Origin of the sequence: Streptomyces sp. SYP-A7185, assembly GCF_046103685.1 — a bacterium.
Taxonomy (GTDB): domain Bacteria; phylum Actinomycetota; class Actinomycetes; order Streptomycetales; family Streptomycetaceae; genus Streptomyces.
Genome location: NZ_CP122310.1, coordinates 8,632,658 through 8,648,113 on the forward strand (window position 1 = coordinate 8,632,658; position 15,456 = coordinate 8,648,113).

Below are 15,456 nucleotides of genomic sequence, written 5' to 3' on the forward strand. Positions count from 1 at the left end.
CGGACCCAGGTATCCACGCCAGGGAAGGCCCCTCTTCTTCCCTACGCCAGGGAAAGCCCCGCCCGGCGCAGGCAGTCGGCGATCGTCGCCGTCTCCGTGTCGTCAAGGGAGCGCATCGGCGGGCTCATCACCCGCGTGGTGATGATGCCGCGCAGCATCAGGGCGGTCTTGAACGCGCCGAGGCCCGCGGCCGTCGCCGACGCCGTGCCGGGGTCGGCGGCCCGGACGATGTCGAAGAGTCCGGCCAGGCGGTCCTGCTCGGCCTTGGCGGCGGCCCAGTCGCCGCGGACCGCGGCCTCGTGCAGGCGCACGTAACCGTGCGGGTCGACGTTGGCCAGGCCGGGGACCGAACCGTCGGCGCCGGACAGCATCATCGCGTCCACCACCAGCTCGTGGCCGGTGAGCACGGAGAAGTCGGACAACTCCCGGGCTGCCAGGACCAGTCGGCGAAACGAGCCGTCGTCGCCGCTCGAGTCCTTCACCCCGGCCAGCACACCGTCCGCGGCGAGCGGCAGCAGCAGCTCCGGGTCCAGTTTGCTGTGCACGCAGACCGGCACGTCGTACGCCAGGAGCGGCAGGTCGACGGCGGCGGCGAGGTCCCGGAAGTGGCGGTCGATCTCCGTGGCGTGGGTGCGGGTGTAGAAGGGGGCGGTGGCCACGATCGCGTCGGCGCCCAGGCCGGCCGCGGCGCGGGCCCGTTCGACGGCCCGGTTGGTGGTGGTCTCGATCGCTCCGGCCAGGACGGGCACCTGTCCCGCGGCCACTGCCGTGATCACCTTGACGACCTCGTCCTGCTGTCCGGGCGTCAGATAGGCGGTTTCGCCGGAGCTGCCGAGGGCGAACAGGCCGCTGACACCGCCGTCGATGAGGTGGCCCACGACCCGCTCCAGGGAAGGCCGGTCGATCTCGCCGTCCGCGTCGAGCGGGGTGACGACGGGCGGGATCACTCCGCGGTAGCGGGGGGTGCGGGAGGTCATGCGGTGCTCCTAGCGGACGGTACGGGCGGTACGGGCGGCACAGGCGATGCGGGCTGTTCGGGCGAGGCGGATGCTGCGGGCCGTTCGGACGGCGCGGGTGAGGTAGGGGAAACCGGGTCGAGGGCGAGCGGCTGCCGGGGAGTCTGGGGGTGGACGCAGTGCCAGCGGTGTCCGTCCGCGCCGGTGTCCGGTGCGGGGAAGAGGGCGGCGCAGGCGTCGTCGGCCTTCCAGCAGCGGGTGCGGAACGGACAGCCGGACGGCGGGTGGGTGGCCGAGGGGACCGGGCCGGTCAGGACGATGCGCTCGGTCGCCTCCAGCAGGCTGGGGGTCGCCGACAGGAGCGCCTCGGTGTACGGGTGGGCGGGGGAGCCGGCCACGTCGGCCGCCCGGCCCTCCTCGACGATGCGGCCGAGGTAGAGGACGGCGATGCGGTCGGCGAGATAGCGCACGGTCTGGATGTCGTGGGAGATGAACACCATGGCGAGGCCCAGGCGTTCACGCAGGTCGACGAGGAGGTTGAGGACCTGGGCGCGTACGGACACGTCCAGCGCGGAGGTCGGCTCGTCCGCGACGATCAGCTCCGGTTCGAGGGCCAGGGCGCGGGCGATGGCCACGCGCTGGCGCTGGCCGCCGGAGAGCTGGCCGGGCAGGGCGGCCAGGGTGTGTCCGGGCAGGCCGACCAGGTCGATGAGTTCCCGGACGCGGGCCTCGCGCTGCTGTCGGGTGCCGCGCCGGTGCACGTCCAAGGGGTCGCGCAGGATCCGCCGGACGGTGAGGCGCGGGTTGAGCGCGGTGGCCGGGTCCTGGAAGACGACGCCGACCGACGAGCCGAAGTCGTCGCGGCGCTGGGCCGCCGACATCTCCCACAGATCGCGGCCGTGGAAGCTGACCTGGCCCTCGGTGGGTTTCTGGAGTCCGGTCAGGACCCGGGCGAGGGTGGATTTGCCGCAGCCCGACTCGCCGACCAGGCCGACGATCTCGCCGCGGCCGATCTCCAGCGTGGCGTCGGTGAGCGCGTGGACGGCGTCGCGCCGGAAGACGCCTCCGCTGCGTGCCTTGTGGCGTACGTGGACGCCGTCGAGCCTGATCACAGGGCGCTCCCTTCCAACTGGGCGGCGTTCGCCGGGTGGTGGCAGGCGAAGCCGTGGTCGTGCGCGGCGCCGCGCACGGTGAGGGCGGGCGGGGTGCTGCGGCACAGGTCGTCGGCGGCCGCGCAGCGTGAGGCGAACCGGCAGCCGGCGCCGAAGCCCCCCGGCGCGGGCACGACGCCGCGGATCTGGTGCAGCCGCTCGGCCCCGGCCTCCAGGGAGACCACCGAGCCGAGCAGGCCGCGGCTGTAGTGGTGGGCGGGGTCGGTGAGCACGGAACGGGTGTCGCCGATCTCGGCGATGCGGCCCGCGTACATCACGGCGACGCGGTGTGCGAGATCCCCGACGAGGGCCAGGTCGTGCGAGACGAGGACCATCGCGAAGCCCAGTTCCTCGCGCAGCCGGACCAGGAGCTCGACCACTTGGGCCTGGACGGTGACGTCGAGGGCGGTGGTCGGCTCGTCGGCGATCAGCAGGCGGGGATCGCGGGACAGGGCCATGGCGATGAGGACGCGCTGGCGCTGGCCGCCGGAGAGCTCGTGCGGGTAGCTGCGCAGGGTGCGTTCGGGGGAGAGGCCGACGAGGTCGAGGAGCTCGGCGGGGGTCTTGGTGCCGCCGCGCGAGGTCAGTTGCCTCAGCTGGGTGCCCACGATGACGGAGGGGTTGAGGGAGGAGAGCGCGTCCTGGTAGACCATCGCGATCTCCGGCCCCATCAGGGCCCGGCGCTCCTTGGCCGGGAGCGTCAAGAGGTCCCGGCCGCGGTAGCGGATCTCGCCGCCTGCCTCGGCGTTGCGGGCGAGCAGCCCCATGACGGCGAGGCTGGTGATGGACTTGCCGCAGCCGGACTCGCCGACCAGGCCGAGGGTCTCGCCCTCGTGGACGGTGAAGGTGAGCGCGTCGACGACGGGGGTCTGTCCGTACCGGTCGGGGAAGCGGATCGACAGGTCGCGTACGACGAGGAGTTCGGCGGCGTCAGCGCGTACGGGCGTGATGGCCGGCTCGGTGGCGCGGACGCGCTGGGCGAGCTTGGCCAGGGCGGCGTCGATGTCCACGGGGGAAGCGGTCGCCGGAGGGACGCTTACCGGAGAGGCGGCCCCGGGGGCGCCGGCCTCGACGGCCTCGGGCGCGTCGCCCGGGGTGGTGCCGGCCGTGGCGCGGGCGTGCTTCGGCGCGGCGGAGGCGTCGGTGAGCCCCTCGGAGAGGATGTTGAGCGCGAGGACGGTGATCAGGAGGGCGAGGCCGGGGAAGAACGTGGCCCACCAGCCGCCCGCGAGGAGGATCTGGCGGCCGTAGGCCAGGACGCTGCCCCAGCTGGGGTCGGGGTCCTGCACGCCGGCGCCGATGAAGGACAGGCTGGCCTCGAAGATGATCGCCTCGGCGACCATGACGGTGGCGAACACCATGACCGGGGCCATGCAGTTGACGGCGACGTGCCGGAGCACGATGTAGCCGCGGCGGGCGCCGATGACCTTCTCCGCCGCCACGTAGTCCTCGCCGTACTGGGAGAGCACGTTGGCGCGCACGACGCGGGCCAGTGAGGGCGTGTAGACGAAGGCGACGGTGAAGATGATGACCGGGACGCTGGTGCCGAAGACCGCGACGAGCACGGCGGCCAGCGCGATGGGCGGGAAGGACATGACGACGTCCAGGGTGCGCATGACGGTCTCGTCGCCGAGCTTGCGCGAGGTGGCGGCGAGGGAGCCGAGCAGCGCGCCGACGGCCAGGGCGAGCGCGGTCGCGCCGAGCCCGATGACCAGGGAGTAGCGCGAGCCGTGCACGACGCGGGCGAAGACGTCGCGGCCCGCCCGGTCGGTGCCGAACCAGTGGGCGCCGCCGGGAGGCTGGACCGGTGTGCCGGTGGTCAGCGGGTCCTGGGTGAGCAGTGGGGCGAAGACGGCGGCGAGGACCACGGCGGTCAGGACGCCGAGGGCGACGCGGGAGGTGAGGGGCAGGGCGCGGAAGGCGATGCCCGGCCGGGAGAGCTTCTTGGCCAGATGGCCGGTGGCGAACATGTCACACCGTCCTGATGCGCGGATTGACCAGCAGATAGAGCAGGTCGACGATGACGTTGACCACCAGGAACGCGATGGCGATGGTCAGTACGGTGCCCTGGACCAGGGCGACGTCGCCGCCGGTGACACCTTCGAGGATGAGCTTGCCCATGCCGGGCAGGTCGAAGATCGCTTCGATGACGACGGCCCCGCTGAGCAGGTAGCCGACCTTGACGCCGAGCACGGTCAGCGGGGTGACGAGCGCGTTGCGCAGCACCGAGCGGATGACGAGGGACACCGGCAGGCCGTTGCCGCGGGCGGTGCGCACGTAGTCCCGGTCGAGTTCGGCGACCATCGAGGTCCGTACGAGGCGGGCCAGCGAGGCGGCGACGGGCACCGCGAGCGAGAACGCGGGCAGGGCCATGGTGGTGAGCCAGCCGCCGAAGGAGTCGGCGGGGTTGGTGTAGCCGCCGGTCGGGAAGAGCCGCACGTTCAGGGCGAACTGCTGGATGAGCAGCACCCCGAGCCAGAAGGAGGGGACGGCGACGCCGGCCATGGAGAAGACCCGGAACAGCTGGTCGGGCCAGCGGTCCCGGTACATGGCGCCCAGGACGCCCAAGACGACGGCCAGGACGACCGCGAGGAGCAGGCCGAGGAAGGTCAGCTGGAGGGTGAGCGGGAAGGCGGCGCCGATCCGGTCGGCGACGGGCTGGCTGGGCGGGACCGTCACCCCCAGGTCGAAGTGGAGCAGCTGTCCCAGGAAGTCGAAGTAGCGCACCGGCAGCGGGTCGTTGAGGCCGTTGGCTTCGGCGAAGGCCGCGCGGGCCGCGGGGCTGGCGCTCTCCCCGAGCGCGTTGAAGGCCGGGTCGGCCGGCGAGAACTGCAACACCACGAAGACCAGCAGCGCGATGCCGAGGATCATCACCGGCATCATCGCGACGCGGCGCAGTGCGAGCCGGAGAAAAGCAACCATCGTCGGGTTCCTTGCGGTCGGGCGGACCGGGCCGGGGCTCCTGGCGCGGGGCCCCGGCCCGTGGAGTACGGGCGGGGCGGTCAGGCGCGGCCGACGTCCAGGAAGGAGAGGCCGGTGGTGGGCAGCGGCTTGAAGCCGGGCAGGGCCTGCTCGGTCCAGGCCGTGGGCAGCTTGCGGTGCAGGATCGGGTAGAGCGCCGCCTCGTCGGCCACGAGGTCGGTGACCTCGCCCCACAACTGGGCGCGCTGCTGCTCGTCGGCGGCCCGGGCGGCCTGGTCCAGGGTCTGGCGGACCTTCTTGTAGGCGGCGGACTTGCCCCAGCCGTAGCGCTTCTCGGGCCAGAAGCCGTAGTAGAACCAGCGCAGCAGCAGGTCGGCGTCGTTGCCGAAGACGGACGGGTCGCCGGGGGCGACCAGGACGTCGAAGTCCCCCTTGTCGATCTTGGCGTACTGGGCGGGGGACTGGGCGATGCTGAGGGTGACCTTGACGTCCGCCGCCTCCCAGCTCTCCTTGAGCAGCGGGGCGATGTCCTTGACCCAGCCGGTGTCGGTGGTCAGGACGGTGAAGGAGAGGTCCTTGACGCCCGCCTGGGCGAGCAGCTTCTTCGCCTTGGCCGTGTCGTGGGTGTAGACGGTGGCGGCCCGGTGGTAGTCGGGGTGCGTGGCCGGGACGTAGCCGGTGGCCGGTTCGGCGTTGCCGACCATCGCGGTGGAGATGATCTTCTTGGTGTCCAGGGCGTAGTGCAGGGCCTGGCGCACCCGCTTGTCGGCGAAGCGCTCGTCGGCGGTGTTGAACATGAGGAAGAGCAGCCCGAAGGACTGCACGGAGCGGGACTTCGCGGAGCCGGCCAGGCGCTTGACGTCGATGTAGGGGACGTCCTCGATGGCCTGGATCCGGCCGGACTCCATGGCGCTGACCCGTGCCGAGGGGTCGGACATGAGCCGCCAGATCATCTTCTTGGCCTTGGCGGGGTGCGCGCCGTTGTACTTGTCGTACGCCTCAAAGACGATCTTGTCTTCGCGTACGGCCTCGACGAACTTGTAGGGCCCCGAGCCGACCGGCTTGGCGTCGAAGGCCTTGGGGTCCGGTTCGACGATCTTCTTCGGGACGATCCGGGCCACGGCGATACGGGAGGGGAAGAGCGCGAAGGGGTGCTTGAGCTTGAACTCGACCGTGCGGGCGTCCACCGCCTCGACCGTGTCGACGAAGGGCACGAACTGAGCCATGAGGGAGGCGTTCTCGGGGTCCAGGATGCGTTCGAAGCTGAACACCACGTCCTCGGCGGTGACCGGCGAACCGTCGTGGAAGGTCGCCCCCTCGCGGAGTGTGGCCCGGTAGGTGGTCGCGTTGATCTTCTTGGGCATCTCGGTGGCGAGCGCGGGCCGGGCCACGAGCGTGACCGGGTCGAGGTCCACCAGGCCTTCGAAGATGTGCATGTTGGCGGCGTACGGCGTGGCGCCCGAGGTGATCATCGGGTCGAAGCCGGTGGACAGCGGGTAGGAGAGGCCGGCTTCGATCACGCCGCTGCCGCCGCCCGCGTCCGTCGGGCCGTCGGCGTTCGACGACGGGCCGCCGCAGGCGGAGAGGCTCGCCGTGACGGCGGCCGCGGTACCGATGGCGGTGGTGTACCGCAGGAAGGTGCGGCGCTCGACACCGGCGGGTCTCAGCTCGGGCACGGGTCCTCCAGGGACGTCGAAAAAGGGGAAATACGGGGTGGGCGGGCAGCCGAGGGGAACGCAGGATCGCGAGGACCGTGCAAACCTCAGGCATAAGACGTCAGATGTCTGATGCCTTGATAGCGTGGGAACGTAGCTTGACAATCGAGAGGGGTCAAGAGGTGGGGAGTTCACCCATGTCCGGCGCGAAGCCCGGCCGGCAGCTGCTGCGCCAGGAAGTCGTCGAGGGCATCAAGCGCTACATCCTGGAGGAGCGGCTGCGCCCCGGAGACCCGCTGCCCACCGAGCCCGCCCTGTGCGAGGCGCTGGGCGCGAGCCGCTCCAGCGTCCGCGAGGCCGTCAAGATCCTGAACGCCCTGGACATCGTCGAGGTCCGCCACGGCCACGGCACCTATGTCGGCCGGCTGAGCCTGTCGGCCCTGGTGGAGAGCCTGACCTTCCGCGGTCTGCTCTCGCCCGGCGACGACTTCCAGGTCCTGGCCGACCTCGTGGACGTACGCGAACTCGTCGAGCGCGGGATGGCCGACCGGATCGTCACCCGCCTCAGCTCCGGCCAACTCGACGCGCTGGAGCGCCTCGTGGCCGCCATGCGCGAGCAGGGCGCGGGGGAGGGGCACGGCTTCGTGGAGGCGGACCGGGCGTTTCACGCGCTGCTCGTGGAGCCGCTCGGCAACGAACTGGTCGAGCAGCTCTCGATGGCCTTCTGGGACGTGTACGCGATCGTCGCCCCGCACCTGGACGGCTTCACGCACGCGGATGAGAACGAGACCATCGCCGCGCACCAGAGCATCGTGGACGCCGCGCGAGCCGGTGACGTCGCCGCCTTCATGGCCTCCCTCAGCGAGCACTACGCCCCGGTGCGGCGCCGGATCTCCGAGGCCCGCGCCCGGGACGCCGCGCGGGCCTGACCTGGCCGCAAGCCCTCCCGTACGCCCTGCCGGGCCGTGATCCCGGCGGGGCGGGGGCCTTGACGCCCCTCGGCGGCGCTGCCTAGGGTCCCGTCTGCCGCCCAGACATCAGACGTCTTCTGTCTGAATCGTCCGGTGCCGGCATCCCGGTCCCACCCCAGGAGGGCACCTCCATGCCGTTGACGGACCTCTCGCTCGCGGACTGCCGCGCCTACCGGCCCGACCTGCCGGAGCCACCCGACTTCGACGCCTTTTGGGCGCGCACTCTGGGCGAGTCCCCCACGGCCGGCGCGAACACGCCGGACAAACCCGTCTTCACCCCCGTCGACACCGGGCTCACCCAGATCCGTACGTACGAGGCGACCGTGCCGGGCTTCGCGGGGCTTGCGGTGCACGGCTGGCTGCAACTGCCCGCCGGGAGCGAGGAACCGCGCGGCTGCGTCGTGGAGTTCCTCGGCTACGGGCGAGGGCGCGGGCTGCCCCACGAGCATCTGCGCTGGGCGTGCGCCGGGTACGCCCACCTGGTCATGGACACCCGGGGCCAGGGCTGGTCGGCCGCCGCGGGCGCCACCCCCGACACGGACGCCGGCGCGGCGGGCACCGTGCCGGGCTTCCTCACCCGGGGCATCGAGAGCCCCGAAACGTACTACTACCGGCGGGTGTTCACCGACGCGGTGCGGTGCGTCGAGGCCCTGCGCGAGCACCCGGAGATCGACCCGGGCCGGATCGTGGTCGCCGGGGTCAGCCAGGGCGGCGGCATCGCGCTGGCCGTGGCGGGGCTGGTGCCGGGGCTCGCGGGCGTGCTGCCCGACGTGCCCTTCCTCTGCAACATCCCGCGGGGGGCCGAGATCGCCCACCGGCCGCCGTACACCGAGATCGCCGAGTACCTGCGGCTGCACCACGACCGCACCGAAGCCGCGTTCTCGACCCTGTCCTACTTCGACGCCGCCCTGTTCGCCGCGCGCGCCACCGCTCCCGCGCTGTTCTCCGTCGCGATGATGGACGAGATCTGCCCGCCCTCCACCTGCTTCACCGCCTACCACCACTACGCGGGCCCCAAGGACGTACGGGTCTACGCCTTCAACGGCCACGAGGGCGGCGCGGCGCACCAGCAGCGCGAGCAACTGGCCTGGGCGGGCGCCCTGTTCGACGGCCCGCCGCTCCCGCGGACCTGAGCCCCGTGCGCGGAGGGCCCTCGCGCCGATCCCCCGCACGCGCTGTCCCCTCCGGCCCGCGCTTCCCCCGAACTCCCCTCCCGAGAAGCCCCACCCCCTCCGAGAAGAGAGATCGTCCATGCAGCGAAGAGTCCCCCTTGCCCTGCTGTCCGTCGCCGTGCTCGTCGTCACCGCAGCCGGCACCGCCCACGGCGCCCCCGCCGCCCCGGGTGAGCTGACCTCCCAGGACCTGACCGTCAACGGAGTGGGCTCGCCCTACTACCGCATCCCCGCCCTGACCACCTCGGTGAAGGGCACCCTGCTCGCGGCCTATGACGCCCGGCCCACCCTGGGCGATCTGCCGGGCAACCTCGGCATCGTGCTGCGCCGGAGCACCGACGGGGGCGTGACCTGGCAGGCGCAGCAGGTGGTGCGCAAGTCCGCCGCGCCCAAGGGGCACGGCGACCCGAGCCTGCTCGTCGACCGCACGACCGGCCGCATCTTCATGTTCTACGCCTCCTCGGTGAACCAGGGCTTCGCCGGATCGGGGACCGGCAACGACGAGAGCGACCCGGACATCCTCCAGGCCGACTACAGCTACTCGGACGACGACGGGGTCACCTGGACCCATCGCCGCATCACGAAGCAGATCAAGAACCCGGCCTGGGCGGGCATGTTCGCCGCGTCGGGCGAGGGCATCCAGCTGCGGCACGGCGCGCACAAGGGCCGGCTCATCCAGCAGTACGCCGTCCGCATCAACGGCGCCAACCACGCCGTCAGCGCCTACAGCGACGACCACGGCGCCACCTGGAAATCGGGCGCCCCGGTCGGCCCCGGCGGCGACGAGAACAAGACCGTCGAACTGTCCGACGGCAGGATCATGCTCAACAACCGCTCCAAGCCCTACCGCACGATCGCGTACTCCACCGACGGCGGCGTCACCTACACCCCCTTCACCCAGGACAAGCAGCTCACCGACCCCGCGAACAACGCCTCGATCATCCGCTACAACGCCGAGGCCCCGGCCTCGCACCCGCAGTCCTCATGGCTGCTGTTCAGCAACACCGAGGACGCCGCGGCACGGCGCAACCTCACCGTGAAGATGTCCTGCGACAACGGCCGTACCTGGCCCATCAAGAAGGTGGTCGACCCCGGCAGCGCGGCCTACTCGACGCTGACCAAGCTGCCGAACGGGCGCGTCGGACTGCTCTACGAGCGCGGCGACTACGACCACCTCACCTACGCGTCCTTCGACCTGGCGTGGCTGGGCGGCACCTGCGCCGACATCACGATCGCCCCGCCCGCGACCCTGAAGGCGGGCACGAGCGGGGAGGTGGAGGTGCAGGTGGTCAACCGCATGGACACCCGTCGCGCCCAGGGCACCCTCGACCTCACCGTGCCCGCCGGCTGGACGAGCCGTCAGATCACCGTCCCCGCGCTCGACCCCGGCCAGGGCGCCACCCTCAAGGTCCCGGTGACCGTGCCCTCGGACGCCACGGGCAGCGCCGAGGTCACCGCCGTCTACCGGACCGGTGGCAAGCGGGCCTCGAGCAGCGCGACGGTGGCGCTCACCCCTTAGAGCGGTGTGGACGGCGGGTCCGTGTCCGGTGCCAGCCGGACGCGGATGCCGTCGAAGTGGGTCCGCATGGCGCGGACCGCGCGCTCGCCGTCGCCGGCCGCGACCGCGTCGACGATCTCGCGGTGCTGCGCGCAGGTGACGTCCGGGTCCTGGTGCCCGTCGTCGAGGTCTTCGCGTACGCGGTCCATGGCGGCCCAGAAGGCGTCGAGGACCTCGCTGAGCAGATGGCTGTCGAGCGAGGCGTAGAGCGCGAGATGGAAGGCGCGGTCGGTGGCGCGGGCGACCCGGCCGCCGCGTGCCTCGCCCTCCATCTCGCCCACGAGGGCGTACAGCACGGCGAGATCCTCGGCCGGTATCCCGGCGCTCACCGCGCCGACCAGGCCTGCCTCCAGGGCTTCTCGCACCTTCATCAGCTCGAAGAGGCCGGGCTGGCCCAGGCGGTGGCGGACGGCGGCCCGGAAGGCCAGCCCCTCGGCGAACGGCGACAGGGAGAGCGAGCCGACGAAGGTGCCGGATCCCCGGCGGATCTCGACGACGTTCACGGCCTGGAGCGACTTGAGGGCCTCGCGCACCGACACCCGGCCGACCCCGAAGAGCTCCGTCAGCTCGCTCTCCGTGGGCAGCGGATCCCCCGGAGCGAGCCTGCGTTCCAGGATCAGCTCCTTCAGCTGGCGCTCGGTGTCCTGGGCCGTGGTCGGGCGGGCCACAACAACCTCCTGAGGTGCGGTTGCCCCTTGACCGGTGGCGGGGGCATCTGTTTTGGTGAGGCAAGACGTAGGACATCTTACGTCCCACGTCCCGGTCCGTGTCACCGCCCCGCGCGGCGGACCGACGCACCCACTTGAGCTGGAGCCCTCACCATGTCTCTGCCCGCACCGCTGCGCGGCGTCGTCCCGCCGGTCTGCACCCCGCTCGACACCCGGGGCGAGGTCGACACCGCCTCCCTCGCCCGGCTCGTCGACCACCTCGTCGACGGGGGAGTGCACGGGCTCTTCGCCCTCGGCTCCACCAGCGAGGTCGCCTACCTCACCGACGAGCAGCGGGCCACCGTCCTGGAGACCGTGGTCAACGCCGCCGACGGCCGGATCCCCGTCCTCGCCGGGGTGATCGACACGACCACCGCACGCGTCGTGGAGCACGCCGAGGCCGCCGCCGCGCTGGGCGCCGACGCGCTCGTGGCCACCGCGCCCTTCTACACCCGCACCCACGAGAAGGAGATCGCCGGGCACTTCCGCCGCCTGCGCGCGAGCGTCGACCTCCCGCTGTTCGCCTACGACATCCCCGTCGCCGTGCACAGCAAGCTCGCCCCCGCGATGGTGCGCGCCCTGGCCGAGGACGGCACGCTGGCCGGGCTCAAGGACAGCAGCGGCGACGAGGGCGGACTGCGCCGCCTGCTCGTGGAACTGGGCGGCCGCGACGGCCGGGCCCAGGGCCCGGCCCCGGAGTTCAGCGTGCTCACGGGCTCCGAACTGACCGTCGACGCGGCCCTGCTGGCCGGCGCCGACGGCGTCGTGCCCGGCATCGGCAACGTCGACCCCGCCGGGTACGTGCGCCTGTACGAGGCCGCGCGCGCCGGCGACTGGTCACTCGCCGCCAAGGAGCAGGAGCAGCTCGTCGAGCTGTTCGGCATGGTCGACGTGGGCCCGGAGGCGGACATGGGCCGCAGCTCCTCCGCGCTCGGCTCGTTCAAGGCCGCGCTCCAGCTGCTCGGCGTCATCGCGTGCGGCGACACCGCCTTCCCGCAGATCCAGCTGTCCGCCGAGTCGGTCGCCCTGGTCGCGCGGCGGCTGCGCGCCGCCGGTCTGCCGCCGGTCCGATGAGCTCCGGCTCCCGCCCGGGCGCCGGCGACGGCGCACTCATAGGCCTCGACCTCGGCGGCACCAAGATCGCTGCCGCACTCGTCGGCCCTGTCGGCCCTGTCGGCCCCGGCGGCCCCAACGGCTCTCTCGGCACCGTACTGGCCCGGCACACCCGGCCCACCCCGGCCGGCAGCGGCCCCGACGCCGTGCTCGACGCGCTGGCGGCGGCCGCCGCCGAGGTCGACCCCGACCGCAGGGCCTCGGCGCTCGGCATCGCCGCCGCCGGGGTCATCGACCCCCGCACCGGGCGGGTCACCAGCGCCACCGATTCGATCCGCGGCTGGGCGGGCACGGCCCTGGGCACCGGGCTCGCGGACCGCACCGGACTGCCGGTGGCCTGTGACAACGACGTACGGGCCACGGCCGGTCCCGAGCTGGCGGCCCTGGACGCGGAGCACGGTTCGCTGCTGTTCGCCGCGATCGGCACCGGCGTCGGGGGCGCCGTCGCCGTCGACGGCCGGATGCTGCACGGCGCCGCGGGCATCGCCGGTCACCTCGGCCATGTGCCGAGCCCCCAGGCGGCCGGACTGCCCTGCACCTGCGGCGCCACCGGCCACCTGGAGGTCATCGCCTCCGGGCCCGCGATCACCGCCCACTACCGGCGGCTCACCGGCAGGGCGGCGCAGCGCCTGGAGGCCGTCGCCGAACGGGCCGCACAGGGCGACGCGGACGCCGTCCACGCCATCACCACCGGCGCCCGGGCCGCCGGACAAGCCCTCGGCGGACTCGCCAACGCGCTCGGCCCCGACCGGGTCGTCGTCGGAGGCGGCGTCCCGCGCGTCGGCGCCCTGTACACCGACGCCCTGGCCGCCGCCTTCGCCGCGGAACTGATGCCACCGCTGCGCGGCCTCCTCCCACGAGCCCCCCTGCTCGGCCATGACGCGGCCGTGCTCGGCGCCGCCACCCTCACCACCAGACTGCCCCTCCACCACCCGGGAGTTCGCCCATGACCACGCAGCAGACAGGGGCGGCGGCCGGACTGGCCGCCGCGCTCCGGGGAAAACTGATCGTCTCCTGCCAGGCCCCGCCCGGCGATCCCATGCGGGAGACCGCCACCCTCGTACGCCTGGCGCGCTCGGCCGCGGCCGGGGGCGGCGCCGCGATCCGCGCCAATGAACCCGACGTCGTCGCCGCCGTCGCCGCGGCCGTCGACCTGCCGGTCATCGGCCTGTGGAAGGACGGCGACACCGGCGTCTACATCACCCCGACCGTCCGGCACGCCCTGGCGATCGCGGAGGCGGGCGCGGCCGTCGTCGCCGCGGACGCCACCGGCCGCCCGCGCCCCGACGGCTCCACCTTCGCCGAGCTCGTCACCGCGGTCCACGCGGCGGGCGCCCTGGTGATGGGCGACGTCTCCACGCTCGCCGAGGGCGTCGCCGCCGCCGGGCAGGGCGCCGACTTCATCTCCACCACCCTGTCGGGGTACGTGCCGGGAACCCCGCGGCAGACCGGCCCCGACCTCGCTCTCGTGGCCGCCCTCGCCGCCGCGACCGACGTCCCGGTCGTCGCCGAAGGCCGCGTCAACACCCCGCAAGAAGCGGCCGAGGCCCTGGCCCGCGGCGCCCACAGCGTCGTCGTCGGCACCGCCATCACCGCCCCCACGGCCCTGACCGCCCGCTTCGTCGCGGCCCTCAACCAGCACTGACCTGCCCACTTGGTCGACCGGCCGCTCAAGGACGAGCGCCGCCCCGCATCATGGAGTCACCGTGCAGACCACATCTCCCGCCAAGCCCCGCTGGTACCGCGAAGTGAGCGGCACCCAGTGGAAGTCGTTCTTCGCCGCCTGGATCGGTTACGTCCTCGACGGCTTCGACTTCGTCCTGATCACGCTGGTCCTCACCGAGATCAGCGCCGAGTTCGGCCTCAGCACCGTCCAGGCGGCCAGCCTGATCTCCGGCGCGTTCATCACCCGCTGGCTGGGCGGCGCGGTGCTCGGCGCGCTCGGCGACCGGTACGGCCGCAAGGCGTCCATGGTGCTGAGCATCCTGCTCTACTCCCTGGGCACGTTCGCCTGCGGGTTCGCCTGGGACTACCACAGCCTCTTCGCCGCGCGGCTCGCGATCGGCATGGGCATGGCGGGGGAGTACAGCGCCAGCGCCACGTACGTGATGGAGAGCTGGCCGGCGAAGCTGCGCGGCCGGGCGAGCGGCTTCCTCATCTCCGGCTTCTCGGTCGGCTCGGTGCTCGCCGCGCAGGTCTACAACTGGGTGGTGCCCTCGCTGGGCTGGCGGTGGATGTTCTACCTCGGCCTGATCCCGATCGCCGTCGCGCTGTGGATGCGGCGCGCGCTGCCCGAAGCGGAGGAGTGGGCCGAGACGGTCGCCGAGCGGGGCGCCAAGCCCAACCCGTTCCGCCCGCTGTTCGCGACCCGCGGCCGGGCCCTGGCCAACACCGCCCTGACCGTGCTCGCCACGCTCTCCCTGTTCCTGGTCTTCACCCCCGGCGGCGCGGGCCTGGTGCCCGTGCTCTCCGTGGTCGCCGGCCTCTCCCTGGCCGCCTTCGCCGTCCAGCTCGGCGGGAAGCGCGGCTGGGCACTGTACCTGTCGATGATCGTCACGCTGTTCTTCGCGTTCCTGTACTCCTGGCCCATCCAGGCGCTGCTGCCCACGTATCTGAAGACCGACCTCGGCTACAGCACGGACCAGATCACCGACGTCCTGTACTTCGCGGGCTTCGGCACCATGGTCGGCTGCTGGGCGGCGGGCTTCCTCGGCGACCGGATCGGCGCGAAGAAGGCGTACGCGCTGACGCTGCTCGGCTCCCTGGCCTTCGTCTACCCGGTGTTCGCCGTGCACGACAACCTGCTGCTGCTCGGCGTCCTGCTCTTCCTGCTCCAGGCGACCAGCTTCGGCATCTCCGGGCTGCTCCCGCGCTACATCGGCGGCCACTTCCCCACCGAGAGCCGGGGCGCGGCGCTCGGCTTCACCTACAACGTGGGTGCGCTGGGCGGCGCGGTCGCCCCCGTCCTCGGCGCGCATCTCGCGTCCGGGATGGACCTGGGGCAGGCCCTGGCCGTCCTCACGTTCGCGGGCACGGTGATCGTGGTGCTCCTGGTGGGCTTCGACGTACCGGCCCGGCTGAACCGGCTCACGGACCCGGAGGCGGAGCGGGACCACTTGGCCGAGCCGTCCGAGCGGCCGCGGCACACGGACGGGCCGCAGCAGACGGGGCCGCAGCCGTCGGACGAGCAGGCGCCGCCGCTCGGTGACGCCGCCCGCAGGTGACCCGGGCCGCTTCACGCGGGTGAGGAC

At 72.8% G+C, this 15,456-nt stretch carries 13 protein-coding genes; 7 read left to right on the forward strand and 6 right to left on the reverse strand.

Features of this window, described 5'->3' with window-relative positions; genetic code table 11:
• Positions 1-41 precede the first annotated feature (41 nt).
• From QBL25_RS37845 to QBL25_RS37865, 5 genes are all read right to left on the reverse strand, one after another.
• Complete coding sequence (locus QBL25_RS37845) at positions 42-977, reverse strand: dihydrodipicolinate synthase family protein (RefSeq protein WP_409061474.1); 936 nt, start codon at positions 975-977, stop codon at positions 42-44.
• Positions 974-2,068, reverse strand: a complete 1,095-nt coding sequence (locus QBL25_RS37850) for an oligopeptide/dipeptide ABC transporter ATP-binding protein (RefSeq protein ID WP_409061475.1) — start codon at positions 2,066-2,068, stop codon at positions 974-976. The genes QBL25_RS37845 and QBL25_RS37850 overlap by 4 nt, the downstream gene beginning before the upstream one ends.
• On the reverse strand, positions 2,065-4,077 hold the full coding sequence (locus QBL25_RS37855) for a dipeptide/oligopeptide/nickel ABC transporter permease/ATP-binding protein (RefSeq protein WP_409061476.1): 2,013 nt from the start codon (positions 4,075-4,077) through the stop codon (positions 2,065-2,067). Before QBL25_RS37855 ends, QBL25_RS37850 begins: the two co-directional genes overlap by 4 nt.
• Before the next feature lies 1 nt (position 4,078).
• Complete coding sequence (locus QBL25_RS37860) at positions 4,079-5,029, reverse strand: ABC transporter permease (protein WP_409061477.1); 951 nt, start codon at positions 5,027-5,029, stop codon at positions 4,079-4,081.
• 80 nt (positions 5,030-5,109) lie between these two features.
• Positions 5,110-6,705 carry an ABC transporter substrate-binding protein gene (locus QBL25_RS37865; protein ID WP_409061478.1) on the reverse strand — a complete coding sequence of 532 codons (1,596 nt, stop codon included), beginning with the start codon at positions 6,703-6,705 and terminating at the stop codon, positions 5,110-5,112.
• A gap of 176 nt (positions 6,706-6,881) precedes the next feature.
• Between QBL25_RS37865 and QBL25_RS37870 the strand changes: the two genes are divergently transcribed.
• From QBL25_RS37870 to QBL25_RS37880, 3 genes are all read left to right on the forward strand, one after another.
• Positions 6,882-7,613: a FadR/GntR family transcriptional regulator gene (locus QBL25_RS37870; RefSeq protein WP_409061479.1), complete on the forward strand. Its 732-nt coding sequence runs from the start codon at positions 6,882-6,884 to the stop codon at positions 7,611-7,613.
• 173 nt (positions 7,614-7,786) lie between these two features.
• Positions 7,787-8,788 (forward strand): acetylxylan esterase, encoded by a 1,002-nt coding sequence (locus QBL25_RS37875; protein WP_409061480.1) that lies wholly within the window; start codon positions 7,787-7,789, stop codon positions 8,786-8,788.
• Positions 8,789-8,906: 118 nt separating this feature from the next.
• Positions 8,907-10,346, forward strand: a complete 1,440-nt coding sequence (locus tag QBL25_RS37880) for an exo-alpha-sialidase (protein ID WP_409061481.1) — start codon at positions 8,907-8,909, stop codon at positions 10,344-10,346.
• Here the strand turns inward: QBL25_RS37880 and QBL25_RS37885 are convergent.
• The gene (locus QBL25_RS37885; protein WP_409061482.1) at positions 10,343-11,053 is read right to left on the reverse strand and encodes a FadR/GntR family transcriptional regulator; all 711 of its coding nucleotides are present in this window, start codon (positions 11,051-11,053) and stop codon (positions 10,343-10,345) included. The two genes, QBL25_RS37880 and QBL25_RS37885, sit on opposite strands and share 4 nt — an antisense overlap.
• Before the next feature lie 153 nt (positions 11,054-11,206).
• On the opposite strand from QBL25_RS37885, the gene QBL25_RS37890 reads away from it, so the two are divergent.
• From QBL25_RS37890 to QBL25_RS37905, 4 genes are all read left to right on the forward strand, one after another.
• Complete coding sequence (locus QBL25_RS37890) at positions 11,207-12,166, forward strand: dihydrodipicolinate synthase family protein (protein ID WP_409061483.1); 960 nt, start codon at positions 11,207-11,209, stop codon at positions 12,164-12,166.
• Positions 12,163-13,155, forward strand: a complete 993-nt coding sequence (locus QBL25_RS37895; protein ID WP_409061484.1) for an ROK family protein — start codon at positions 12,163-12,165, stop codon at positions 13,153-13,155. Before QBL25_RS37890 ends, QBL25_RS37895 begins: the two co-directional genes overlap by 4 nt.
• Positions 13,152-13,850 (forward strand): N-acetylmannosamine-6-phosphate 2-epimerase, encoded by a 699-nt coding sequence (locus tag QBL25_RS37900; protein WP_409061485.1) that lies wholly within the window; start codon positions 13,152-13,154, stop codon positions 13,848-13,850. The genes QBL25_RS37895 and QBL25_RS37900 overlap by 4 nt, the downstream gene beginning before the upstream one ends.
• Before the next feature lie 61 nt (positions 13,851-13,911).
• Positions 13,912-15,429 (forward strand): sialate:H+ symport family MFS transporter, encoded by a 1,518-nt coding sequence (locus QBL25_RS37905; protein ID WP_409061486.1) that lies wholly within the window; start codon positions 13,912-13,914, stop codon positions 15,427-15,429.
• Positions 15,430-15,456 lie beyond the last annotated feature (27 nt).